Origin of the sequence: Bacillus sp. FSL E2-8900, from assembly GCF_037966225.1 — a bacterium.
Taxonomy (GTDB): Bacteria; Bacillota; Bacilli; order Bacillales; family Bacillaceae_G; genus Bacillus_A; species Bacillus_A cereus.
On sequence record NZ_CP150193.1, the window covers coordinates 747,032 to 772,513 of the forward strand.

Consider the following 25,482-nt stretch of genomic DNA (forward strand, 5'->3'; position numbering starts at 1 on the left):
TTTGGGGGCTCTATTTTGCTTTTTGTACAGAATGAAAACTTAGCATTTTCATTGTATATAAGATTACAAGTAAAAACATAATTGCGCCTAGGAAGAAAATCCAAAAGTAATTTTGGTTAAATAAAAGAAATCCACCTATAAGTGGCCCTGTGCCCATACCAAGATAGCGGATGAAGTTGTACATACCAATAGCTGTTGCGCGTTCTTGTACGAATTCTTCTGTTAATAAAGTAGTGTGAGTTGGCATAGAAAGTCCCATACTAAAACCGTACAAAGATGTAACGATAATGATGAATGGGATATTGATGTTATATGTGAAAGAGAATAAAACGACACATATAATATTGAAGAAACTCGTAATAAATAAAGCTTGCTTTGTTGTGAGGCGTTTTTGCAAAAATTTGTAGCAAAAACTTCCTAGCATGATAGAAAGAGACATTGGTACAAACATAAGACCAATTTTATTTACAGTTAAATGAAATGAATTTGTTAAAATACTCGGTAAAAAAACGAGAAAGCAAAAGTAAATACAAAATTGAATGAAGCCAATAAGAGTAATAGAAAATCCAGTTTTATTTTTTAAGATAAGAGAGTAATTCTTTTGTGCTTTAGATTGTTTAATTATATTTGGCTTTGTTTCTGGGAGTAGTGAAATGTTTATAATTAATAAGATAATGCCAAGTGTAGATAAAAAGAGAAATACAGATAAGTGACCATTTATACTGCCAAGATAACCACCTATGAGAGGAGCCATTGCAGGTGCGAGGGCAAGTAACATTTGGTATAGGCTCATCGCTTCTCCGCGTTCTTTTCCTTCAAATAAATCGCCGATAATCGTTGCTGAAACTACAGGTATAGCCGCTATTCCTATAGCTTGAACAGCTCTAAAAAAGAGAAATAAATAAATGTTTGCCGAAAAGGCACATCCGATTGAACCAATTGTACTAATGACCAAACTAGGGATAAGGACAGATTTTCTCCCTTTTGTATCAATTAAAGGTCCATATACGAGCTGCATAATTGCAAGAACGAATGTGAAAAGTGAAACTGTTACATTTACAAGATAAAGAGAAGTGTGAAAAGAATTTTGAATCATCGGTAAGATAGGTGTGTAAATATTTTGAGCGAAGGAACCGAGTAAGGCACTAATACAGACAACATATAAAATAAAAGTTAGTTTAGAGTTTTTCATCATGTTAACCTCCTTGTGATTTAGTTTCCTCGGAAACTAAATTTATTTTAACATGATTTTCTTACTTGTAAAGATGAAAAAATGGTTTTAAAATGGTATATAGTTAAATTGTTTCTTTGGAAACTTAGGAGGCGAACGGATTGAAGCATGCAACGAAGCAAATGGAAATACTTTCGGACATTCGTACACTTTTGCATAAAAAAGAAGAACATTTAAAACGACAAAATGAGAAGTTTCTTCGTGAGACAGGCGTAAGTAGTATGTCTTTATCTGAGTTACATGTAATCGAATGTATCGGAAAAAATGGTTTGATGAATGTAACGGCAATTACGACAGAAATGGGCCTGACGAAGGGAGCAATCTCTAAAATTTGTACAAAGTTGTTTCAAAAGCAATTCGTTGAGAAGATGCAAATGTTAGATAATCAAAAAGAAATCTTCTTCAGCTTAACGGAGAGTGGGAATGAAATATATAAAGCTCATGAAAAATTGCATAAGCAAGCTGAAGAAAAGTGGTTGTTACTTTTAGATGGATATACGAAAGAAGAGCAAGACTTTATTCAAAGGTTTATAAAGGATGTCTCCGGTCATTTGGAAATATAATTGGAAGAAAAAACTCCTTTTTCTCAAGGCTTTTAAATATAATTTCTGAAAGAACTCATATATAATAGAAAAAGATACTTAACATGGTGAATAATTAAAGAGTCAATATATATAGAGGAGAGAGTAACATGCTTGAAAATACGGGGTTAGTATTAGAAGGCGGCGGTATGCGTGGTGTATACACGGGCGGGATATTAGAATACTTTATGGAACAAGATTTATATTTTCCATATGTAATCGGTGTATCAGCTGGTGCTTGTCATGCAGCGTCGTATCTTTCCAGACAAAGAAATAGAAATAAAACGGTCAATATTGATTATGCATCACATCCGAAATATTTATCGTATAAAAATTTATGGAGAAAACGTCAGCTATTTGATATGGATTTCATTTTTCATGAAATTCCAGAAAAGCATGTGCCGTTTGATTTTGAAACATACTTTAATAGTCCAGAACGTTTCCTTGTAGGAACGACGGATTGTGAAACAGGACAGTCTGTTTATTTTGAAAAAGAAGGAACGAATGATGATGCACTAAATTTATTACAAGCGTCTAGTTCATTGCCTTTCATTGCACCAGTCGTAAATTATCGTGGTAAGCAACTGTTAGATGGCGGGATTTCTGATCCAATTCCAGTTCGTAAAGCACAGGAAGATGGATTTAAAAAATCAGTCGTAATTTTAACGAGAAATCATGGTTACGCAAAGAAAAAATCAAGATTTGGGTGGATTGCTGCGAAAGCTTATAAAAAATATCCGAACCTTGTGAACACGATGCTAAATCGTTATGAAGTGTATAATGAAACACTTCACTATATTGAAAAAGAAGAACAAGCTGGGAATTTATTTGTTATTCGTCCAGAAGTACCGCTTCAAGTAGATCGTATGGAAAAAGATACAGCAAAACTACAAAATCTATACGAGCAAGGCTATGAAGATGCAAAGAGACAGTTTGCAGATTTGCAGGCGTTCTTGCAAAAATAAATATTAGGCTGCGGAGAAGAATTTCTCTGTAGCCTTTTTATATTGCTTTTAAAAAAGGAAAATAGAGCATCGAATTTCGATGCTCTACTTTTTATGTATAAAAAAATCCCTCTTTATGAGGGATTTTAATGTGGTAAGAATATCAATTGATAAGCAAACAAAATTCCAAATACATATACAAGTGGGTGAACAGCACGGAATTTACCTTTTGCCACTTTCATAAGTGGATATGAAATAAATCCAAGTGCGATACCTGTTGCGATACTTGATGTAAGTGGCATGCTTAAGATTACTAAAAATGCTGGGAATGCTTCATCAAATGCGTCCCAATCGATGTGGCGAACTGAACCCATCATAAGACTACCAACGATAATTAATGATGGAGCAGTAATAGCTGATACACCAGAAACAGCACTTACTAATGGTCCGAAGAATGCTGCTAATGCGAATAGAACAGCTACTGTAACAGTTGTTAAACCAGTACGACCACCAGCTGCAACACCAGCAGATGATTCAATGTAAGCTGTTGATGGTGTCGTTCCGAACATAGAACCAATAGTTGCTGAGAATGAGTCAGATAGAAGAGCTCGTCCTGCTTTTGGAAGCTTTCCGTCCTTCATAAATCCACCTTGTTGTGCAACGCCAAGTAATGTACCTGTTGTATCGAATAGTGTAACAAGGAAGAATGAGAATACAACGCCGTATAATCCGTAGTTAATTACGTCAGATACAGCAGTAATTGGATTTGAAACGATAATTCCTTCTGGTAATCCAGGCATTGATGTAACACCGTTTGAGAATGTTAATTGTCCTGTGAAGAAAGCGATAATACCAGTTAATAACATCCCGATAAATAGTGCGCCATTTACATTTAAAGACATAAGGACAATTGTAATTCCAAGTCCAGCTAATGCTAGTAGTACTGGAGCAGAGTGAAGATCACCAAGTCCAACTAAGTTTGCATCATTTTTTGTAACGATACCTGTTAAACGTAAACCGATAAAGGCGATAAATAGCCCGATACCAGCAGTAATTGCATGTTTTAAGTTTTCAGGAATTGCTTCCATTAATTTTGTACGGAAAGATGTAAATGATAGCAAAATTAAAATCATACCTGCTACGAATACAGCAGAGAATGCAATTGCGAAAGTCATGCCTTCATGCGCTTTTACAACAGAGTAAGAGAAGTAAGCATTTAATCCCATACCTGGCGCGATTGCGATTGGTAAGTTTGTAAAGATTGCCATAAATAATGTTCCGACAACAGCAGCAATAATTGTTGCTGTAAATGCTTGTTCAAATGGAACACCTGCATCTCCAAGGATAACAGGGTTTACGACAATGATATATGCCATTGTTAAGAAGGTAATAATACCTGCCATAATTTCAGTTTTAATAGAAGTTTTATGTTTTGAAAGGTTAAACATATAAACATCCTTTCTGTTTACGAATAATTTTCACAACAGTTATATATAATATTCGTTTTTTATCTATTTTGCAATAGTTTTGCATAAAAAGTTTATAACAATTCATATTTTGTGTCTTAAATTCGAATATTAATCGTAAAACGATGTGTGAATTTCAGCTTTTTATTGTGCACATGCTAAGGAAAAGGAGTTGAAAGAAGCTATGCCACAGCAAAAAAACTTTATAACAATGCCTGCGCAACATCAAAATAAGCAGCCAGGTATTGAATCATTAATGAGCCCCCTTCCGCAGTTTGAAGATGCAAACTATAAAGGAAGTGAAAAGTTAAAAGGGAAGAATGTGTTAATTACGGGAGGAGATAGCGGAATTGGACGAGCAGTTTCCATCGCTTTTGCAAAAGAGGGAGCAAATGTTGCGATTGCTTATTTAGATGAGGAAGAAGATGCAAATGAGACGAAACAACGTGTTGAAAAAGAAGGTGTAAAGTGTGTATTGTTGCCGGGGGATTTGAGTAATGAACAGCATTGTAAAGATATTGTGGAAGAGACCGCCCGGCAGTTAGGTAGTTTAAATATTTTAGTGAATAACGTTGCACAGCAATATCCGCAGCAAGGGCTAGAGTATATTACAGCAGAACAGCTAGAAAAAACATTTCGTATTAATATTTTTTCTTATTTTCACGTTACGAAAGCAGCTCTTTCTCATTTGAAGAAAGGGGATGTCATTATAAATACGGCATCTATCGTTGCATATGAAGGAAATGAAACGTTAATTGATTATTCCGCAACGAAAGGAGCAATCGTAGCTTTTACAAGATCACTTTCTCAATCGTTAGTGCAAAAAGGGATTCGGGTAAATGGTGTTGCACCAGGCCCGATTTGGACACCGCTTATTCCATCGAGCTTTGATGAGAAGAAAGTCTCTCAGTTTGGGAGCAATGTTCCGATGCAAAGACCTGGTCAACCATATGAATTAGCGCCGGCATATGTATACTTGGCATCTGGTGATTCATCCTATGTTACTGGGCAAATGATACATGTAAATGGGGGCGTTATTGTAAATGGATAGTTTTCATTTATAAGAGCAAAGTAATGTTAATTCCAATTATTATAGGGAGCGCTAGGGGGGATATAGCTGAAAAAGTTATGTTTCATCATACTATTATTTTTCATCCTACCGGTTAGTGCTTTTGCTAATACAGATCATTTAATATTAGTAAATCTTACGACGAACCAGTTGTCTTTTTTTGAAAATGGAAATTACACAAAAACATTTCCAGTAACGACTGGAAGAGATCGTACACCTACGCCTGAAGGTAATTTTTGTATTATAACTAAATTTAAAAATAAAGAATACCATCGAAAAAAAATACCTGGGGGTGCACCGAATAACCCTCTTGGTACGAGGTGGCTTGGACTAGATAAGAATGAATATGCAATTCACGGGACGAACCGGGAATGGACGATTGGAAGTAGGGAATCAAATGGCTGCATTCGTATGCATGACAGGGATATACAATGGTTATATGACCGAGTACAATTACAAACAAAAGTAATCATTTCTCGTTTTCATACGAGCCCCGAATATGAAGCGAATAAGCTTGGTTATCGCGTTGTGAGCTGGAATGGTCGAAAAATAGAAGAAGAACAAATTGGAGTACTTACGCTAGTAGACCGCGCGGATATATATTGGCAAGAACCAAATGGACAGTTAACGAAAGTGAAAACGGTATTGCCAAATGAAAGATATCCAGTGTACTCAAAACGAAAAGATGGAATATATTATATAGGAAACAATTCGTATATTATAGATGAAACAGGAGAGAAAGTTCGTTACGAGCAAATTCCTTCTTCGATTTTAAGTAATATATATAAACGGAAATACAATGTTCCGTAATGGCTACCGTATTATAGACGGTAGCTTATTTATACTTGGAGTTTAACTGCAACTATTGTATTTTGCTGAATATAATACAGTACAGATAGGGGGCGGTTATATTATGAAAAGTGAATTTGCGTTTAAAGTTTTCTTAGTAACGACCTGTTTATTTATCGTGTATTTATATGCGTTTCTCGTCTTTTCTTTTTATGTTCCATATGTTGATTTAATATTGTTCTTCGGATTTATTTGGGCGTTTGTGAAAGCGAGGGAAGGAGAGAAGAGTATATATCGGCGCATTACCTTATGCGGGACGGCCGTTCTCGTTATTTTGTACTTTTTTATTATGCATGATTTTTGGAGAGGGATGTAAAAAAGCATACGATTAATCGTATGCTTTTATATCTGTTAATGATGGAAGAGAGGCAATTGCACCGTAATTTGTACATGTGATAGCGCCTACTTTATTTGCAAAGGAGATAAACGCTGTTAAGTCTTTGAAATGATACGAAAGTGTATGTTCACTTTGGGCAATCTGATATAACATTGCTCCAACGAAAGCATCACCAGCACCAGTTGTATCGACTTGTTGAATGGAAATAGAAGAGACAATAGTTTGACCTTCATTTGTCGCAAGAAGGGTACCGTCTTTTCCAAGTGTAATAGCTACTACTTTTGCGCCATAATTTAATAATTTGAGTGCAGCTTGTTGTAAATCACTCTCTTTAGAGAGCATAGTAGCTTCCTCTTGACTTACTTTTACGAAGTGTGCATGTTTTATAAAGGTTAGACAATCTTGAGAGAATTGTTCTGTATTTGTAATGAGTGCACTTCGATAATTTGGATCAAAAGAAATAAAATGGCCTTTATCTTTCGCATATTGTAACAACTGAAAATACGTTTCTTTTAATGGGCTTGATAGTAAAGCTGTCGCTGAACCGAAATGTATTAAATCATTCGTTTGTATTTTTGATAAATCAATGCTATTGAATTGATATTCACCATCTGCACCACGCATAAAAGTAAAATCACGTTCGCCATCTTGATCGATGGATACGAATGCAAGTGTTGTTTGTTTATCTTTTATGAGCATGGATGTATCGACTTGCGCACGCTGTAAAGTTTGTTCAAGAAACTCACCAAATGGGTCGTTTCCTACTTGCCCCATAAATGTAGCGTGTCCACCTAATTTTGTAATCGCAGCAGCAACGTTAGCGGGTGCTCCACCAGCTTTTTTTTCGAAATCTGAACCGTTTACTAAAGAAACGTTAGTATTTCGGCACACAAAATCAATTAATAGTTCACCTATACAAAAGACATTTCTCATACAATCCCTCTTTTCAGCTTATATTGTGTGATGGTAAAGCTTAGTTTTGCATCTGAAAAGATTGCGATATGATGTTTCATGTCTTTTCGGGGAAAAACTCGGGACGTAAAGACTGTTGAACCATCGTATAAGAAAATTTCCACGATGCTTTTATCTACAAATATTTGTAGTTCTATCGTATCTTGAATATTGATTTTTTTACAGCGTTCAAATCCATATTCTCCGCCAAATTGATGGTAGAAGTTGCCTCTGTCTATAGAAATAGTACCTTGTTCCCGATTAAATGTAATGGGGAAACATTCCTCCTCATTGTGGAAGAGAGAAAGACCAAAACGCTTTGCATCTTCTGTTTTAAGTGTAACAATTAATTCATAGGAGTCTTCATCATCAAGCGTTGATAATACATTTAATCCAGCTGTTATATCTCCTGAAATGTCTTTTTTTGTTGTTCGTAGTTTTGTTAATTCTGAAACTGGTTTTTGTTTTAAGATGTTATCTTCTAATGTTAATTCACGTGGAAGTGTTAGGCAATGAGCCCACATATAATCATCAGAAGGATATGTGATTTCACTTGATCCTGCCCAAGCAAACAATAGGCGACGACTAGTAGAGTCTTCTAAAGTTTGAGGGGCATAAAAATCGAATCCTTTATCAGCTTCGTAATAGGAATCAACATGGAAATATAAATTTTTAATATCGAAATGGCCTATAGCATAAACGACATTGTATACATTGTGAAAGTTTTCTCCGTCTTTTTCAATTCCTTGCGGTGAAAAGAGAAGTATATCTTTCCCTGATAATTGGAAGTAATCGGGGCATTCCCACATAAATCCGAATTCTTTTAAGTTTGTTGTAATTTCGCCTTGGAAATGCCAATTGTATAGGTCTTGTGATTTGTATAGTAATAGAGTTCCTGTTTTATTTTCACGTTGGGCACCGAGTAACATATAGTACATATCATTATGTTTCCAGACTTTTGGATCACGTACATGTTTTGTATATCCGTCAGGAATTATATCAATAACAGGATTATTACTATATTTCGTCATCGTATATTGTGAATCCATTGTTGCCATACATTGTTTTGTATCACGGGAATCATCAGGCTTTTTTATATTCCCTGTATAAAGTAGATGAAGAAGGCCATCTTTTACGATAGCACTACCAGAATATGCACCGTGTGATTCATAGCTTTCAGTAGGGATGATGGCTACAGGCATACGCTCCCAGTTAATAAGGTCTTTTGACCTCACATGCCCCCAATGCTTCATTCCATGAATGGGACCAAATGGATACCACTGATAAAAAACGTGATATTCATCATTGTAGTATGATACACCGTTAGGATCATTCATTAATCCAAATGGTGGGTGGATATGATAAATTGGTTTCCATGAATCTTGGTTTGCAATTTCATATAAAGAATGTAATTCGTCTTTATTAGATTGCAGTATTGTTTTATATTTTGACATAGGTTTTCACCCCGTTATTATTTACTTTCTTTATATAAAATGAATGTGGCAACAAAAGCAGTGATAACTGCAATAGCGAAACCAATTATATAGTGAATCATGTTCATCATGCCAAGAGGTGCAACAATTGTAAGCATCGGAATACCTGTTAAACCGTATGCATTAGCCGCTACTTGCATCCAAACAACGTAAGCGCCTCCAATTGCGCCGCCAATAGCTGCTGCAATAAATGGTTTACCAAGTTTTAAATTGACACCAAAGATAGCTGGTTCTGTAATTCCTAAAAATGCTGAAGCTGCTGCTGGAATTGCAATTTCTTTCGTTTTTTTGTTTTTTGTTTTGAAATAGACAGCTAAAGTAGCACCGCCCTGTGCAACGTTCGCCATTGACCAAATAGGGAGTAAGAAATTGACACCGATATCTTTATTTGCGAGTAAGCCCGCTTCAATAGCGTGGAAGCTATGATGTAAGCCAGTAAGAACGATTGTTGAATACAATCCACCGAATATAAGTCCAGCTACTGGTCCTGCAAATTGATAAATTGTATTTAAAAGGTACGTAATGCCGTCACCGATTTTATATCCAATTGGTCCGATAATAATAAGTGATAAAAAGCCAGTTATAATAATTGTTAAGAATGGTGTAACTAATAAATCTAAAGAGTTCGGAACACGTTTTCGAAGTTCTTTTTCAATTGTACTCATAACATATACACATAATAAAATAGGTAAAACAGTACCTTGATAGCCAATCATATCAATATCCATACCAAGGAAATGTAAAACAGTGGGTTTTGCATTTGAAAGAGTCCAAGGATTTGTTAAGTTTGGGTGAGTTAATATACCACCAACAACTGCACCTAAGAAAATGTTTCCACCAAATTCTTTAGCGGCACTAACTCCAATTAAAATAGGTAAAATGATGAAAGCTGCACTTGAGAACATATCAAGTAATTGGATAAGTGAGTGATCTCCAGGAACTAATTTAAACGCTTTCAACATTCCGAGTAGACCCATAAGTAAACCGCTTGCGACGATAGCTGGAATAATTGGAACAAAAATATTAGATAGTGTCTTTGCTAGGCGGGCGATAGGATTCATTTTTTTCTTAGGTATATCGTTTGATGTTGTAGAATCTAGTTCGGCTATTCCAATTAGTTTTGAGAATTCATCATATACTTTGTTTACTATGCCAGTTCCAAAAATAATTTGATATTGCTCGGTCGTTGCAAAAGCACCTTTTACTCCATCGATGTTTTCGATTTCTGCAGCGTTTATTTTCGTATCATCCTTTAATATAAGACGAAGGCGAGTCGCGCAATGTGTGGCACGAACAATGTTTTCCTTTCCACCAATATTCTGTATTACTTGAGTTGCAATTTGTTTCATATCCATAAAAATTCCCCCTTACTATAAATTTTCTTTTGTGGAACCGGTTCCGTAAAAAGTTAAAATAAAAAACAGGGAAATGATGTTGAAAATCCTGTTTTTAAAATGTGGAACCGGTTTTAATTTTATTATAGAGCGCCTTTATATTTTGTCAACGCTTTCTTGGATTTTTAATGTATAACGAGAGTGTAATATTTTTGGTATAGTTTTGTTTTCAACAAGCTGTGAAAGAGAAGTGGCAGCAAGCTTTCCAGCATACTCATAGTCAAACGCAATTGTCGTTAAACTAGGGTGTACCATTTCTGAAATATCATATCCACCGAATCCTGTTACAGAAATATCACCTGGTACAGAAAGAGAGTGGGAGTGAATGACTTTCATTGCGCCAAGAGCGATGTTATCTGTAGCACATACGATAAGAGTTGGGCGATTATTATCTAAAATATGTTGTACTTGTTTCATGGCATCTTCTATGCGGAAAGTTGTTTCGTAATATGAAACGTTGCAAGTCGGTTCTAAATTTTCAATTGCTTTTTGAAAACCATTTTTTCGATTTATTCCAACAGAAATATCATCTTTTTCTATCCCTAAATAGGCAATATGTCGATGGCCTTGCGATAAAACGTATGCCCCTAACTCATAAGCTGCATCATAATCATCGTGAACGAGGCAATATTGATCTTTATATTCTTGCCCGACGAATAAAATAGGGATGTTTGAATTAGCCATAATTTTTTGATGTTCATTCGTTAATGTTTTTGTTAATAAAATAATGCCAGCTACCTTTTGTTTTATAAAGTTTTCAATTGCTTGTATTTCAGTTCCGGTTGTTTGATTTGCATTTGCTACAAGCATTTGATAGTTATTTTCCTGTAATGTTTTATCGATCCCGATAAGTGTTTTCATTGTAGCAAAGGAGTCTAATCGGGGGATGATGACACCAATTAAATTTGTTGTTTTTGCTTTTAAACTTTGAGCAAATGTATTGGGAGAGAAATTTGTTTCCTGAATAATACCTTCGATTTTAAGTTTTGTTTTATCACTTACATATCCGCCGTTTAAGTAACGAGAGACTGTGCTTTTTGCAACTCCAGCCAATTTGGCGATATCTGCAATTGTTTTAGCCATAGTATTCCACCTTCGTATTCATAAAAATGTTAACTTTATTATAGGGAGAATTAGAGATGACGTAAACAAGAAGAGAGAAAGAAAAAACCACCTCACGTATATGAGGTGGAATAATTGTTAATATCTAGGCTTAAATGTATGACAACAAGTCTCTACACTCGTTGCTACAGAACTTTCTAGCGTTTCGTTTGTTAAAACAGCAGCTGTATATGAATCATTTTCAGTTTGACCAGTTTCATCTGCATCAGGCTGAACGATGATCGCACTTGCTTGACAAAAGTTACCTTGTCCCCAAAAAGAACAGTTGGAAACAGAACATCTTACTTCTGGCATAAAACCCCCTCCTTATACATTAGTGTGGGATTTTACGCCCATTTCATGTGTAGAAGGAGTTTCCTTTTCTCGTTACTTTTTCGTTTGCTCAAGCCATTCTTTTAATTTGTCTTTCGGCTGTTCACCGCTAATACGGCTCACTTCTTTGCCATCTTTAAAATGAATGATTGTTGGTGTACCTTTAATTTTATATTCATCCCAAGGAACATCTAATTTTTCAATATCCATAACTTTCATATCAACGTTCAAGTCTTTAGCCATTGGCACTACGACAGGAGATAATTTTTGGCAATGAACGCAAGATGTTTGATAAAAGTATACTGTTTCTTCTTTTTTCTCTTTTAAGTTCTTTTGAAGATCTGAAAGAGAAATTTTATTTGTGTAGTAGTCAGGGCCATCTGTTTGACTACCAGTAGCATTATCAATTTTTTGGCTAGTTGAAGCGTTTTTTTCTTCCATTTGTGTTACAGCGAAAATTGCCGCAAACAAGGCGATAATAATACCACCAAATATAAGCATTTTTTTCATTCTTTCATCTCCTTATTTGTTTTTGATGACAATAAAGCTACAAACAGCGATTGTAATAAAGCCGATAAGTGCTAAAAACGGGATTGTCACAAAGCCGAACCAGTTTATGTATTCTCCCGTACATGGTACACGTCCACAAGCTGCCCCAGCAGCTGAAAATGCTGCGACTTTTTGAATTGCATAGTGATATAAAGAAATACAAGCACCAATACTTGCAATTGGTAAAGAATAACTTGCAATGCGATAATCTTTCTTTGCTACAGCGATACCAAGCCATAAAACGAATGGATACATAAAAATACGTTGATACCAACAAAGAACACAAGGCTCAAATTTCATGATTTCGGAAAAGTACAGACTTCCTAGTGTAGCGATAAAAGAAGCTCCCCATGCGGTAAGTAAAGCATATTCTTGCTTTTTTTCTCGTCCCATATTTTATACCTCTCTTATAATAGTTACATACTAAATTATAGTATGAAGTGGTATGGAAAAGAAAGAAAAAATATGTTTATCAATAAAAGTTTTATAAGGAGAAACTTTTATTGATATAAACATTTTAAAAAAGCGCCATTCTCCGGAAGAGAATAGCGCTATATTTTACATTTGAATTTGTTCTACTTCTTCTACATGCGACTTTTGGGATGCATGGTCAATATATTGAAATAGGAGCTGCAATTGTTTATCAACTTCTGGTAGTTCCTTGCTGTATTGATAAGCGTGTAAAAAATGCTCAATACGCTTAGAAAATAATTGATCGTTCGTTTGAACCATGAGAACGAGTAATTTATCCCAATTACAGCAATACGTGTAATAGAGAGCTTTATCATAGTCGTTATATGTTTGCACTGTGTACCCTCCTTACCGAGAGTTATATATAGTGTGTGATAAGTAAGGAGAAATACACTTGAAAGAATTTGTTAAGAAAAAAAGTGAATGAAAAGAAAAAACGAGGAGTTTCCTCGTTTTTTAAGCTTTTGGCATTGGCGTAGGTGTTGGTTTGCCATAGCCTTCTTTATATTTATTATCGATATAGTTACGAATTTCTAGCGTTGATTTTCCTTTTTGTTTCATGGAAGCAGATTCAACTGCGATTTCTAGGCAATTGACGCAAGTCGTTGCGTGGGAATCCCAAACAACTTCACCATTCTTTTTAATTTCACGGATAAAGCAGTTTTTATTATTTTTATGTCCTACACTTTCGCCGCAACCACAATAGCATGGAATCCAATCTAATAGCTCTACATTTTGTCCAGCCACGGTGTAGATATCTTTCATTTGTGGATCAAGCTTATCTAGGAAGGTCGGGAGTGTGTCGACTCCTTTTGTTTTCTCTTGAATGTCAGCTTGCTGAGTGTGCGATGCGTGGTCATGTTCTTCTTTTTTTGATTCAGAAGATTTTTGGTCATTTGTACCAGTACTTCCGCATCCAGCAAGAATTAAGCTTAGTACTGCAAGTAAAGAAAATACATACTTTTTCATTCGCTTGTCCCCTTTACAAATGTATTAATCAAATTGTATCAGAGATTACGGTGTATCGGTTGAAGATTTTTTTGACTGATTTTTGAAGCGCCACCTTAGCGAATGAACTAGAAATAAAATTGGGATATAAGCGTATACAATATACAATCCCGCTTGAGATAGTACAGTATTTAATGCGTTGATACTTTCCCGATTTTTAAAAAATAAAGAAGCTGTAAAAACGATGAAAATAAAAAATGGTAGTGTAAATTTAAATGAAATATGAAAGGAACGCTTCATCGTTTGACATGATGACCAAATAGTTAAACAAAGATTCGGCAAAATTATTAAAAACCAAACAAAAATAATAATATATTCGAACCGTTGAATAAAAGGAACTTTAATTATTTTTAACATCGTTAAAGTAGGCCAAATAGTGTGATTCAATTGTCCTTCACTATAATACATAAATGATACAATAGCTAAAACTACATAAATTAGAGTGCTAAAAACAATCCCTGCGTGAGCCCATCTTTTTAAAGATTTTCCTTTTTCAATAAAGGGATAGAAGATAAGAATTGTTTCAAATCCGAGAAATTCTAATGCAGATTGTTTTGCTGACACAAGTATGTCGAAAGGGGAATGCGTAAAAATAGGTAAAATATTACGAAAATGTGCATACTTCATCGGATAGACTAAAAAGAATACAACGAACATAGGAAGAACAATACCCCAAAAACATATCCCTGTCACAGAACGGAAGCCACCTTTTATAATGTAGTAAGTGACTAATAAAAACATAAGCGTAAGTTTCCATAACTTAATGGTAGGAAAGATCCAAACTTGTATTACTTCCATATATGTACGAAGAACAGTAAGGCAAAATAATAAGCAATAGAGAGTGAAAATTACAGAAAATATAGAGCCAATCCATTTTCCAAAGGTTGTTGTATGAATGCTAATTAAATCTCCGTCTTTTTCAAGCATTTTTAACATACAAAACAGTACAATATGAGTTGCAATACCTGCAATAATAAGAGAAATCCAAGCATCATAACCTGCATTTTTCAAAATTACACGTTGATATCCGAGAATTCCTATTCCGATTTGGAGAGAATGCAATAAAATAAATGCAAAATATGGAGAGACAGTTTTTGTTTTATTCATTGTATTCATTGCTCATTTCACCTCACTATTCCCCGATTCCAGATTGTACAATATTAAGATCTAAATTTATATCCACCGCTACATTTTGATACATATTTCGAATTTGTTTTATATTCCATTTTCTCGTATGGCTTCTAATTTCATCTCGTATTCCTAAAGGATCAATTTTCTTTTCTTGAAATTGTTTTATTAAATCTTCACAGTCTTTTTCAACATTTCTTTCAATTTGTTTTTTTATATAGTTGATATTTGTTTTTTTTCTTAGATCAATCCAATTTGGAGAGTTTTTAATTAATCCATTTAATTTTAAATGGATTTTTACTTTTGGTATGTCGCCAGTTTGATCTATATCATACTTATTTTCCCCAGCTAAGTTTTGTATAACAACCATACCTTTATGTTTATCCTTTGTTATCGCTGCTTCGTAACGTCCATTTTTCGTAGGGTTAATAAGTAATTTTGCTAAAACAGAATGTCTTTTATCCGTATACATAACGACTTTATCGCCTTTTAAAAAAGCAAGTCCTTTGACAGCGATGGAATGATTATCGTCCATTTTAAGATAAGGGACATAGGCATCACATACAGAAGAGTAGTAATTATATAAAAAAATGTCTAATGCGGTTTGTGGAATGTTCTCATTTCGGATATTTTGTTCAAGTAAATCAGCAATGTATAAAGATCCATTTTTTTTTCCGTAATTTAAAAGTTCCTCAGCTGATCCATCTACAATTGCTAGTTGTACATCGCGCCCGATATTTGGGTCACGTTGTAAGTTAGTAATAATCTCTCCCATTCCGCGTTCTCCTAGAGCCTTTCCAAATAGGACGACACGCATTTGACCTACAACGACATTGTGAGGTGATTTTGCATTTAATCGTGAAGCGATTGTCTCAAGTGAACGGGCAGATGTTGATTGAGTTTCTGGTTTAGACTTTACACCATGTGTGTACTCTGGGAAGAGAATAGTTCCTTGGAATCTTTTGTTTTTTGTGATGTCAAATCCAGCGACATGAATAATACGCTGCGTATCCACTATATACGTTTGTGTACAGCCAGTTTGTAAAATGAAGAAGATAATGATAATAAGGTGCAATAAAATTTTCTTCATTCATTCTCACCATCACGTTTTTGCTTCGATTTGTTTGGATTGTAGCGCCATTTTGATTTTGGTCTAAGAAAAGAAGGTCTTTGTGCCGTTTGACTAAATGGTAATCGAAGAAAACCTTCTGCTGTACCTAAACCACGAAATGGATATAAAGGTAACAAATAAGGTGATCCAAGCGATTTTAATTTAATTAAATGAGCTAAAATAAATACAAATCCGACAGCGAGGCCTAATCCTCCGAATGCACCGGCTAAAAGAATAAGCGGAAAGCGTAACAACCGGATAGTAGAAGACATCTTTACTGTTGGTGTTGTGAAAGATGCAAGAGCGGATAAAGCAACTGCAATTAATAAAATTGTACTTGTCAAAGCTGCCTCCACGGATGCTTGGCCAATTACAATCCCCCCAACAATCCCGATTGTTTGTCCGACTTTTGTCGGTAAACGCGCTCCAGCTTCACGGAGCAATTCAATTGTAATTTCTAAAAAGAGTGCTTCTAGAATAGGAGGAAAAGGTACGTTAGCTCTCGAGAAAATAATAGGACCTAGTAAATCGGCAGGGATCATTTGATAATGATATGTTAAAGCCGCTGTATAAATAGCGGAGGAAAAAAGAGAAAATATAGCTCCGAAAAAACGAATAATACGAAAGAACGATCCAATCATCCACGGTAAATAATAATCTTCTGGTGAAATGAAAAAATCCAGTAACGTTGTTGGTCCTGATAAAGCATATGGAGAGCCATCTGTTAAGATTAAAACTTCCCCATTAATTAATGCAAATACAGCTCGATCTAATCGTTCTGTAGGTAATAGAACAGGAAAAGGTGAATTGCTATTATCACTAATAAATTGCTCAATCATAGTTGAATCAAATGGGACATCAAAGTCAATGTCTTCTAGCCGTTGAATTGCGGTGTTGACAAATTGTTCATTTGTAATTCCTTCTATATAAGCAACTGCTACTTTCGTTTTTGATATAGATCCGACGGTAACTTCTTTAAAAATGAGTTGCTCCGTTACGATATTTCGGCGCAATAAGTGGATATTTGTATCAAGATTTTCAACGAAACCGATTTTAGGCCCGATTACACTATACTCATTTTCTGTATCGTTATATAATCGTTTTCCTAAAACAGTACTTTCGGCACGAATTAAAGCATATTGATCAGGATTCGAATTGTTTTTTAAGCGTATTAAAATATATCCACCTAATAATTTTTCACGAATATCATCAATAGAAGGGGAGGTAATAATGTCTTCAATAGAGATGATATTACATAAATCAGAGATGTTTTGGATTTGTTCCGATTCTTTTTTTATAGGAGTTAAAATAAATTGTTTAATAATAAGTGCTTCCACGACAGATTTATAATAAAACAAGCACAACGTTTCATCTTTAAGTATGTTATAAGAGACAAAATCGCTTGATTCTTTCATGGTTTGTATAAATTCTGGGATAGAACAAAGTGTTTTTGTATTAGTCTTTTTTGATTTTTTAGATGATAAACCGAACATTTTCTCACCCCTAACATATATCATTTACTTGTGTTAGTTTTTGGGAAATACGGGAATTTATACTTAAAAATTGAAAGTTCATAAAGAAAAGGAAGAGTGGTGAATGGCTCTTCCTTTTTAGCATTTTAATTTGTTTTTTGTTCTTTAATAAACTTCACTAATTTCATCATTTCCGCTCGTATATCTTCTCTTTTTACATTTAATTTTTCGGCAATTTGTTTAATGTCCATTCCATCTTTTTTCATCTTTAATACATCATCAAGAGGAGTATTGCTTTTTTGAGAGATGATTGTTAACACAGTAAGATGACGCAATTTGATGTTATATTCTTTCATTTTTTGCTTTAGCTGATCCGGTGTGGATTTTTGCATAGTTGCTAACTGTTGTAGCAGTGCTTGCTTTGTTTCTTTATTCATATGATGCTTTTTCAGCTTACTTGGATCTATACCGAAATGCTCGGCTGTTTTCTCCCAAGATTTATTTTGCTTATAGTAAGCTAAAACATCTTTTATTTCTTTATTACTAATTCTTGCAATATGAGCAGCTTTCCAAATTTCATGTTTGTTATAGCCGAGTTTTTCTAGCGATTGCATTTCTTCTTCTGAAATTGGGTTATGGTGATGCAGTGTTACTTCTTTTGGCGTGGCAGCGGATATAGGGAAGGTGGATATCCCGCATAATAATGCTGCCATAGTCATACAAACAGCGATTTTTTTGTACATGTAAACTCCTCCTAGATGGATAATGTAGAAAACTGTACACATATCATTTCCATAAAATGTGAAATACTTGTGAACAAGCTAAGTTTTTTTATTCACAGCATGAAATGACGTTTTTAGAAGTTTTCCAACATAAAACATTGATTAATAGTAAAAAACTAAGGTATAATCGAAATTGAAAATCAATATCAATACTAACGATAAACTTATACATATAGATAAAAATAAGGGAGAGATAAATATGACTACATATACTTCCATCGCAAATGTGATTAAAGAAAGACGTTCTGTACGTACATTTACAGATAAAGCAGTAGAAAAAGATTTATTAATTGAACTATTAAACGACGCAACATGGGCACCTAATCATAAGCACCGTGAACCATGGAATTGTAAACTATACATCGGAGAAGGCCGCAAGAAATTAGTAGACGCAGTATTAAACTCTTTCACAGAAGAAGAAAGAGCGAAACGCGGTAAAATTTTATCAGATCGTTTTTTAAGCACACCTGCACAAATCGTTGTATATATGAATGAAGATCCACGTCAAATTCAGCGTGACGAAGATTACGCTGCAACATGTGCATTTATGCAAAACTTCCAACTTCTTGCTTGGGAACGTGGATTAGGTTGTGTTTGGAAATCAGGCGGATTAAACTACAATCCATTATTTATAGAAGGAATCGGTTTAACAAGAGGCCAACGTATCGTTGGAATTCTTCATATCGGCTATTTCGATAAAGCACCAGAAGGAAAAGCTCGTACTCCGATTACGGAGAAGATGGAGATTATTGAAGGTTAATAGATGAGACATTCTCGTTTTTGCGGGGGTGTCTTTTTATTATGCAATCAATCCTCATGAAAGCTTGTTCTTCATCATACACTTTCTTAAGGGAAAGTGTAAGGAGGGAAAATAATGAGAGCAAGTGACGATAAAGCACTGCAATATGCGATTGCAGAAATTACGGAAATTGCGACTGGATTTGGGCTTGATTTTTATCCGATGCGTTATGAAATATGTCCAGCAGAAATTATTTATACATTTGGTGCATATGGGATGCCGACGAGGTTTTCACATTGGAGTTTTGGAAAACAATTTTTCAGAATGAAATTACAATACGATTTGGGGCTTAGTAAAATATACGAACTCGTTATTAACTCTGATCCATGTTACGCCTTTTTATTAGATACGAACTCGTTAATTCAAAACAAATTAATTGTAGCGCACGTTTTAGCACACTGTGATTTCTTCAAAAATAATATTCGTTTTTCAAATACGAAGCGAGATATGGTAGAGAGTATGGCGGCAACAGCAGACCGTGTGAAAGCGTATGAGCATAAGTACGGAAAGGCAGAGGTAGAAACATTTTTAGATGCCGTACTTGCCATTCAAGAGCATATTGATCCGTCGCTTATGCGTCCGAAGCTCGCATGGAGTATTGATGATTTAGAAGATGAAGAAGTAGAAAAGAAAAAGGTGTCGCAATACGATGATTTATGGAATTTAGATAATCGCAATAAAAAGCAGGAACGTTCTAATGTGCGTAAAAAGAAGAAAATTCCACCACAACCAGAGAAAGATTTACTGCTCTTTATTGAAGAATATAGCCGTGAGTTAGAAGATTGGCAGCGTGATATATTAACGATGATGCGCGAAGAAATGTTATATTTTTGGCCACAGCTTGAAACGAAAATCATGAACGAAGGCTGGGCGTCCTACTGGCATCAACGCATACTTCGTGAAATGGACTTAACATCTGATGAAGCAATCGAATTTGCGAAATTAAATGCGGGTGTTGTACAGCCATCAAAAACAAGCATTAATCCATACTACCTCGGTATTAAAATGTTTGAAGATATTGAAGAACGGTACAACAATCCAACAGAAGAAATGAAACGACGAGGTGTAAAACCAGGATCTGGCCGTGATAAAATGTTTGAAGTACGCGAAATTGAATGGGACGTATCGTTCCTAAGAAACTACTTAAATAAAGATCTTGTTATGCGAGAAGATATGTACTTATTCCAGCGCCAAGGAAAAGAATATAAAGTAATAGATAAAGAATGGGAGAATGTGCGTGATCAACTCGTAAATATGCGGACAAATGGTGGGTTCCCGTACTTGGTAGTAGAAGATGGAGATTACTTAAAGAACGGAGAATTATACATTAAACATAGTTATGAAGGAATTGAGCTCGATTTAAAATACTTAGAAAAGGTATTACCATATCTTCATCAGCTATGGGGAAGAACGGTGCATATGGAGTCCATTGTGGAGAGTAAGGGTGTTGTGTTTTCTTATGATGGAAAGATGGTGCATCGGAAGTATGTGTGAAGGAAGAACGGACATAGAATGCTATGTCCGTTCTTTTTATTAAATATGCTATTGTTGAAAAAAGGGAGTTACATAGAGAAATGGAGAGGTTCAAATGGGCAAAGTAGGGGTAGGTAAGGTGGATATTACGCCGCCTATAGGTATTGATTTTGTCGGATACCATAGAGAGACAGGAATAAATAATATTGAAGAACGTATTTATGGAACGGTTTTTGTATTTGAAAAAGATGAAATGAAAACTGTGTTTATAAGCATTGATAATATTGGAATGTTAATAGAAGATACGAATATGATTCGTGAGCGAGTAGCAAGAGAACTTCATGTTCCATTTGAGCAAATAACAGTTGTTTATACACATACCCACTCTGGTCCAGAAACGGTCGGTGATAATCCGCTCGTACAGTCGTATAAAACGATTTTAGTAAATAATGTAGTGCGCGGTGCGGTTACTGCGAGTAACGACTTGAAGCGATGCGAAGTAGGCTGGGGTGTTACGACAGGTGATATTGGGGTCAACCGAAGAGAGCGAACATCTGATGGAAGAGCAAAGATGGGCACAAATATAGATGGTGTTGTAGATAAACGAATTGGCATGTTAGCAATAAGAGATGCTGAAACGAAGGAGTTATCTGGGATTGTAGTATTTTGTACGGCGCATCCGAATGTTTTAAAAGGTGATAGTGATGTATTATCAGCAGACTATCCGGGGATGACAAGAGAGATTCTTGAGAAGACCGTAAATTGTCCTGTTATGATTGTTCAAGGAGCTGCTGGAAATGTAAATGCGAAGTATCGCGGTTCAAGAGAAGCATTAAAGCAAATGGCTTACACGCTTAGTGGACATGTATTAACGATGTTGCCAACAGTTACATATAGCCCAATTGTAAATGTAAGAACAGTTTCGAGTACGATGCAAATGAAGTTGAAGGATATTCCTGAAATTGATGAGATACGAAGCATGGCCCAGTTAGCTGAAGAGCAGTGGGGTGTGAATACGGATGAATGGCTTACTATCGTTTTAGAGAAATATAAGCAAGGTATTCGGCAGTTAAGTATCAATTTAGAAGTGCAACTGTTTCAAGTTAATGATGGCATGTTTTTTGGTGTACCGATGGAACCTTTTTCGGAAACGGCATTAGAAGTGAAAGAGAATCTTCAAAATGAATTAGCTTTCTTTGGTGGATATACGAATGGATATATTGGTTACTTACCAACGAAGGAAGAATTCTCATATGGTGGGTATGAAGTGGAATTAAACCCTGTTGTGTATGGACCGGTTACGAATTTATTGATGACACCGGAGGAGAATACTGCGGAGTTGGTTGTGGAGAAGGTTACGGGTTTATGTAATAAAGTGAACCTTTAATGAGACAGATTTTTGAACGCAGAGTAAAGAATATAATAATTGTGTGATTTTGTTAAGTCAATGTAATTAATAATGATTATCATTATTAATTACATTGACTTCTGAAAAAAGAAAACCTAGAATTTATAAAGGGATCTTCAATTGTTCGCTATCATTTGTATAGGAGGTAAGTTATGTTGGATAGCTTTATTTCTATAAGATGTAGGTTGGCTCTTTATAGTTTTGGTGTTCTTTTTATCTTTTTTTGTACAGTATTTTTGGTGAATCAGAAGGTGTATGCAGAAGATGTACCGTGGACATCAGTTTCAAATGAGGGAGAACGTGTACTTTTTCAAGAACAATCTTTGTATAGTAATAATCGAAGGGGAGAAGATCTTGTTTCACCTTCATTTGAAGGGCGTAAACATGGTGGGGAAGATTGGGGATACTTATTAAGAGACAGTAATTTTAATTATCCATCTAATATTCTTACACATTCTATAATAGGAAGAGATGATCGAATTAGAGTTACTGATACAACTTTGTATCCTTATAGGGCTATAGTACACTTAGTAATTCAATTTAATGGACAAGAAGTTTATGGATGTACAGGAGCGCTAATTAGTAAAGATACAGTATTTACAGCTGGGCACTGTGTTTATAATAAAAAGCTTGGTGGATGGGCAAAAAATGTTATTGTGACTCCTGGTAGAAATGGAAACCAAGCACCGTATTTGCCTTATAGTTGGACAAAGCTTTATTCAGTAAGTGGATGGACTGATGATGGAGATTCGGAATTTGATTATGGAGCCATTAAATTAAATGGATCTCCTGGAGATTATACAGGTTGGTTAGGATATAGAACTACTAACGTAGAGTCTCCAAAGGGGTTACTCGCAGTAGTTCCAGGGTATCCGTGTGATAAAGTAGGAAATGAAAAATATACTATGTGGACAGATTATGGACCAATTGAAGGCACTAGTCCTAGAATGTTAACATATAGGATGGACACTTATGGATGTCAAAGTGGAGCACCTGTATATCATGACTATTCTCGTACGGGTGTAACAATAATAGCTACCCATACAGTAGGAAGTAGTTCTTGGAATTCTGGAAACCGGGTGACAGACGATGTTTTTAATAATCTTAAAAAATGGTCTGAATAAATATAATAACCTTATATGGATTTTATGTTGTATATTGGTCATTATCATAATGTCTAGTTCTATAGCAAATAATGAAAAGAAGTTTAGTAAGGTTGTTAATTATGTAACTTTTCACGTGAAAAATAAAGAAAAACAGCCAATAAAAGGTTTTGAAATTATACTTATGAAAGACGAATCACCTGAGCCGAGTAAAGAAATTGGGATTTCAATAGGGAAAACGGATGAAGAAGGGAAAGTTATTTGGAAGAATGTGAGGAAGGGAAATTATATCATATTTTTACCAAATAGTGAGACGCAAATAGTTAGGGTTAATGATAGAGATGAAACGAGAGTAATAAATATATTATTGTAGAAAAACGAATCCATTTTGAAGAAGATGAATTAAAATGGATTCGTTTTTGTTTACCAGACAGGTCGTATATTTGATGATAATTTCTCTGTATTTTCTTTAGTAACGAATGTTGTTAAATCTTCTTTTAGCATTTGCATTCGTTCTGTACCTATGTTTTCAATCCAGCGCTGCTCTATTTCAGCTACTATTTCTTCTTTTGCTTTCATTACTGCTAAACCACGTTCGGTTAAAACAATGATTTTACCCCTTTTATCAGTAGGGTGTGTTTTACGTGTAACGTAGCCACTATTCTCAAGAGAATCCACCATTTTACTTATAGCTTGTTTGGAAATCCCTAAATACTCAGCTAGCTCTATACCAGTTGCCCCATTAGGAAGGATGCGTTTGAACATAAAACCATGTGCTGGCCTAATATCCTCAAATCCTAATTCACTTAATTTGTCATGTAGCTCAGTAATTAATGTGCTAAATGATAATGATAAAAGCGATGTAAGATCTAACTCGTTAAATGTTTGATCCATATATATAACCTCCGCACTTGTAGTCAATTAAGTTGACTATATGTAATACCTATTGTTCTACCGACATAATATAGTCAATCAAATTGACTATATTATGTCGGTAGAACAAATAATGATTTATATAATATAGAATCAATGGAGGTTTCACATGGTTAATATCGTGAAAATTAGAGGGAGTGTATTTGCACCATATGCATTGCTGGAACCTATTAAGGACCCTGCAACAGGAAGAGTGTTTGAATATGCTGGAGATGCACGTGAGTTTACACCACAAGCAGTGAACACAAAGCGTTCAAGGTTAGAACAAGAAGTGAATATTGATTTTTATAAAAGAGAAATTTTCACATATGCAGATGCTTGTATCGTCACCGTGAAGATTACAAATTCAGATGGCTCAATTGAGTATCAAAAGGGAGAAACAAGTACAGAAAACATTGTATGTACAAATATTGTATGGAGTGAAGATGAAGTTTCATTTGAAATGAGAGCAAGTGCAAGTAATCCTTTAAACGCAGCAGCACCTGCAGCTGATTATTTTTTGACTATACGAGCTAATGAAAGTGGTACTGTGAATATTGAAGGTGTACATGATGGTTTCCCTTGCTATGAATTTTATAAACAAGTAGATTTTGGTTCGTTTGAATTGATATACACACATGATTTCAGAAAAACGGATGATACCCCAGCAGCACTAGCTGGAGAGATGGAATATAGCTTTAAAACGACAGTCTAAACATAAATATAGCGTTATTTTTTAGAAGGAAATAGAAAAGTAAAAGAGAAATCTATTGGTTTTAGGATTGAAATTATGGTCTGTTTTATTTAATAAGCATTCAGCATCTAAAATAAAATTATAGAGGTGTTTCTTATGACTAATATCGTGAAAATTAGAGCCAGTGTATTTATTCCAATGTCTTGGACTGAGGCTAAGAAGGATATGGAAACAGGAAAAGTAATTCAATTCGAAGGTGATTCACGTGAATTCACACCGTATGCGGTAAATGCGATGCGCTCTAGAGTTGAGCAAGAGGTAGTAGTTGATTTCTATAAAGAAGAAGTGTTTTCATATGCGAACACGGGTATTACGACCGAGAAGATTACAAGTCCAGATGGTTCTGTGAGTAAAAGAACAGGGAAAGCAAGTACAGAAAATATTGTGTGCACTGATATCACATGGAATTCTGAAGGTGTGCAATTCAAAATGAGTGCGAGTGCAAGTAATCCATTAAATGTATATGCACCTCCTGTGGATTATGTATTAAATGTATGTGTGAAACAGGATGGTAGTATTGATATTCAAGGGGAGCATGATGGATTCCCTTGTTTTGAATTTTATAAGCAAGTAGATTTCGGTTCATTTGAAAAAATATATACACATGATTTTAGAGAAACTGGTGATACAGCGGCAGCCCTAGGCGGGAACATGGAGTATAGTTTTACAAAGAGATTATAGGAAGTATGACAATAGAACGATGGATTGATTCATTCGTAAAGAACTTAGAAATATCTAAGTTCTTTTTTTGTTTCAAATTTGT

Annotated in this window: 28 protein-coding genes; 12 read left to right on the forward strand and 16 right to left on the reverse strand. The window is 35.0% G+C overall.

The features are described 5' to 3' along the window. Positions 1-10: 10 nt before the first annotated feature. Positions 11-1,192, reverse strand: coding sequence for an MFS transporter (locus tag NST90_RS03840; RefSeq protein WP_042866434.1), 1,182 nt, complete (start codon positions 1,190-1,192; stop codon positions 11-13). Between the two features lie 140 nt (positions 1,193-1,332). Between NST90_RS03840 and NST90_RS03845 the strand changes: the two genes are divergently transcribed. Together NST90_RS03845 and NST90_RS03850 are read left to right on the forward strand one after the other, a co-directional pair. Next, positions 1,333-1,794, forward strand: a complete 462-nt coding sequence (locus tag NST90_RS03845; RefSeq protein WP_016121923.1) for a MarR family transcriptional regulator — start codon at positions 1,333-1,335, stop codon at positions 1,792-1,794. 128 nt (positions 1,795-1,922) lie between these two features. Then, a complete protein-coding gene (locus NST90_RS03850) occupies positions 1,923-2,777 on the forward strand; it encodes a patatin family protein (RefSeq protein WP_000892679.1) in 855 nt (284 codons plus the stop codon). A 125-nt stretch (positions 2,778-2,902) separates the two neighbouring features. Here NST90_RS03850 and NST90_RS03855 read toward each other — a convergent pair whose 3' ends face one another. Beyond that, the gene (locus tag NST90_RS03855) at positions 2,903-4,204 is read right to left on the reverse strand and encodes an NCS2 family permease (RefSeq protein ID WP_000482715.1); all 1,302 of its coding nucleotides are present in this window, start codon (positions 4,202-4,204) and stop codon (positions 2,903-2,905) included. 202 nt (positions 4,205-4,406) lie between these two features. Between NST90_RS03855 and NST90_RS03860 the strand changes: the two genes are divergently transcribed. The 3 genes from NST90_RS03860 (at position 4,407) to NST90_RS03870 (ending at position 6,456) form a co-directional block, all read left to right on the forward strand. Beyond that, the gene (locus tag NST90_RS03860; protein ID WP_001136261.1) at positions 4,407-5,273 is read left to right on the forward strand and encodes an SDR family oxidoreductase; all 867 of its coding nucleotides are present in this window, start codon (positions 4,407-4,409) and stop codon (positions 5,271-5,273) included. Positions 5,274-5,339: 66 nt separating this feature from the next. Next, entirely contained in the window at positions 5,340-6,101 is a 762-nt protein-coding gene (locus NST90_RS03865) for a L,D-transpeptidase (protein WP_025709928.1), read from the forward strand. 103 nt (positions 6,102-6,204) lie between these two features. Then, positions 6,205-6,456 carry a hypothetical protein gene (locus NST90_RS03870; protein WP_000834195.1) on the forward strand — a complete coding sequence of 84 codons (252 nt, stop codon included), beginning with the start codon at positions 6,205-6,207 and terminating at the stop codon, positions 6,454-6,456. A gap of 12 nt (positions 6,457-6,468) precedes the next feature. Here NST90_RS03870 and NST90_RS03875 read toward each other — a convergent pair whose 3' ends face one another. From NST90_RS03875 to NST90_RS03935, 13 genes are all read right to left on the reverse strand, one after another. Next, a complete protein-coding gene (locus NST90_RS03875; RefSeq protein ID WP_001246640.1) occupies positions 6,469-7,410 on the reverse strand; it encodes a carbohydrate kinase in 942 nt (313 codons plus the stop codon). Further along, positions 7,407-8,882 carry a beta-fructofuranosidase gene (gene scrB, locus NST90_RS03880; RefSeq protein WP_046392360.1) on the reverse strand — a complete coding sequence of 492 codons (1,476 nt, stop codon included), beginning with the start codon at positions 8,880-8,882 and terminating at the stop codon, positions 7,407-7,409. Before scrB ends, NST90_RS03875 begins: the two co-directional genes overlap by 4 nt. A gap of 17 nt (positions 8,883-8,899) precedes the next feature. Then, positions 8,900-10,276 carry a sucrose-specific PTS transporter subunit IIBC gene (locus NST90_RS03885; protein ID WP_000367318.1) on the reverse strand — a complete coding sequence of 459 codons (1,377 nt, stop codon included), beginning with the start codon at positions 10,274-10,276 and terminating at the stop codon, positions 8,900-8,902. 135 nt (positions 10,277-10,411) lie between these two features. Then, a complete protein-coding gene (locus NST90_RS03890) occupies positions 10,412-11,398 on the reverse strand; it encodes a LacI family DNA-binding transcriptional regulator (protein WP_001140402.1) in 987 nt (328 codons plus the stop codon). Between the two features lie 117 nt (positions 11,399-11,515). Then, positions 11,516-11,731, reverse strand: a complete 216-nt coding sequence (locus NST90_RS03895) for a DUF1540 domain-containing protein (protein ID WP_001115482.1) — start codon at positions 11,729-11,731, stop codon at positions 11,516-11,518. A gap of 72 nt (positions 11,732-11,803) precedes the next feature. After that, positions 11,804-12,259 (reverse strand): thioredoxin family protein, encoded by a 456-nt coding sequence (locus NST90_RS03900; protein WP_046392361.1) that lies wholly within the window; start codon positions 12,257-12,259, stop codon positions 11,804-11,806. A 12-nt stretch (positions 12,260-12,271) separates the two neighbouring features. Next, complete coding sequence (locus NST90_RS03905; protein WP_000532263.1) at positions 12,272-12,691, reverse strand: disulfide oxidoreductase; 420 nt, start codon at positions 12,689-12,691, stop codon at positions 12,272-12,274. A gap of 165 nt (positions 12,692-12,856) precedes the next feature. Beyond that, complete coding sequence (locus NST90_RS03910; RefSeq protein ID WP_001195459.1) at positions 12,857-13,105, reverse strand: YhdB family protein; 249 nt, start codon at positions 13,103-13,105, stop codon at positions 12,857-12,859. Positions 13,106-13,225: 120 nt separating this feature from the next. After that, positions 13,226-13,738: a PCYCGC domain-containing protein gene (locus tag NST90_RS03915; RefSeq protein WP_000761027.1), complete on the reverse strand. Its 513-nt coding sequence runs from the start codon at positions 13,736-13,738 to the stop codon at positions 13,226-13,228. A 45-nt stretch (positions 13,739-13,783) separates the two neighbouring features. Beyond that, positions 13,784-14,893 (reverse strand): GerAB/ArcD/ProY family transporter, encoded by a 1,110-nt coding sequence (locus NST90_RS03920; RefSeq protein WP_001095034.1) that lies wholly within the window; start codon positions 14,891-14,893, stop codon positions 13,784-13,786. 16 nt (positions 14,894-14,909) lie between these two features. Beyond that, on the reverse strand, positions 14,910-15,995 hold the full coding sequence (locus tag NST90_RS03925) for a Ger(x)C family spore germination protein (RefSeq protein ID WP_016121927.1): 1,086 nt from the start codon (positions 15,993-15,995) through the stop codon (positions 14,910-14,912). Further along, positions 15,992-17,509, reverse strand: coding sequence for a spore germination protein (locus tag NST90_RS03930; RefSeq protein WP_000467489.1), 1,518 nt, complete (start codon positions 17,507-17,509; stop codon positions 15,992-15,994). Before NST90_RS03930 ends, NST90_RS03925 begins: the two co-directional genes overlap by 4 nt. Positions 17,510-17,634: 125 nt before the next feature. Next, on the reverse strand, positions 17,635-18,231 hold the full coding sequence (locus NST90_RS03935) for a hypothetical protein (RefSeq protein ID WP_046392362.1): 597 nt from the start codon (positions 18,229-18,231) through the stop codon (positions 17,635-17,637). 238 nt (positions 18,232-18,469) lie between these two features. On the opposite strand from NST90_RS03935, the gene NST90_RS03940 reads away from it, so the two are divergent. The 5 genes from NST90_RS03940 (at position 18,470) to NST90_RS03960 (ending at position 23,426) form a co-directional block, all read left to right on the forward strand. Continuing rightward, positions 18,470-19,030 (forward strand): nitroreductase, encoded by a 561-nt coding sequence (locus NST90_RS03940; protein ID WP_000214821.1) that lies wholly within the window; start codon positions 18,470-18,472, stop codon positions 19,028-19,030. Positions 19,031-19,144: 114 nt separating this feature from the next. Next, complete coding sequence (gene spoVR / locus NST90_RS03945; protein ID WP_001202694.1) at positions 19,145-20,563, forward strand: stage V sporulation protein SpoVR; 1,419 nt, start codon at positions 19,145-19,147, stop codon at positions 20,561-20,563. A gap of 94 nt (positions 20,564-20,657) precedes the next feature. Next, a complete protein-coding gene (locus tag NST90_RS03950) occupies positions 20,658-21,929 on the forward strand; it encodes a neutral/alkaline non-lysosomal ceramidase N-terminal domain-containing protein (protein WP_061113603.1) in 1,272 nt (423 codons plus the stop codon). A 173-nt stretch (positions 21,930-22,102) separates the two neighbouring features. After that, positions 22,103-23,074, forward strand: coding sequence for a serine protease (locus tag NST90_RS03955; RefSeq protein ID WP_016121930.1), 972 nt, complete (start codon positions 22,103-22,105; stop codon positions 23,072-23,074). Beyond that, positions 23,040-23,426 (forward strand): DUF2606 family protein, encoded by a 387-nt coding sequence (locus NST90_RS03960; RefSeq protein WP_000478589.1) that lies wholly within the window; start codon positions 23,040-23,042, stop codon positions 23,424-23,426. The genes NST90_RS03955 and NST90_RS03960 overlap by 35 nt, the downstream gene beginning before the upstream one ends. Positions 23,427-23,476: 50 nt before the next feature. Here the strand turns inward: NST90_RS03960 and NST90_RS03965 are convergent, their stop codons facing one another. Continuing rightward, positions 23,477-23,947: a MarR family transcriptional regulator gene (locus tag NST90_RS03965; protein WP_000372890.1), complete on the reverse strand. Its 471-nt coding sequence runs from the start codon at positions 23,945-23,947 to the stop codon at positions 23,477-23,479. Between the two features lie 148 nt (positions 23,948-24,095). Between NST90_RS03965 and NST90_RS03970 the strand changes: the two genes are divergently transcribed. Next, positions 24,096-24,680 carry a DUF3238 domain-containing protein gene (locus NST90_RS03970; protein WP_044306903.1) on the forward strand — a complete coding sequence of 195 codons (585 nt, stop codon included), beginning with the start codon at positions 24,096-24,098 and terminating at the stop codon, positions 24,678-24,680. Between the two features lie 135 nt (positions 24,681-24,815). After that, on the forward strand, positions 24,816-25,400 hold the full coding sequence (locus tag NST90_RS03975; RefSeq protein ID WP_006914827.1) for a DUF3238 domain-containing protein: 585 nt from the start codon (positions 24,816-24,818) through the stop codon (positions 25,398-25,400). Positions 25,401-25,482: the final 82 nt, after the last annotated feature.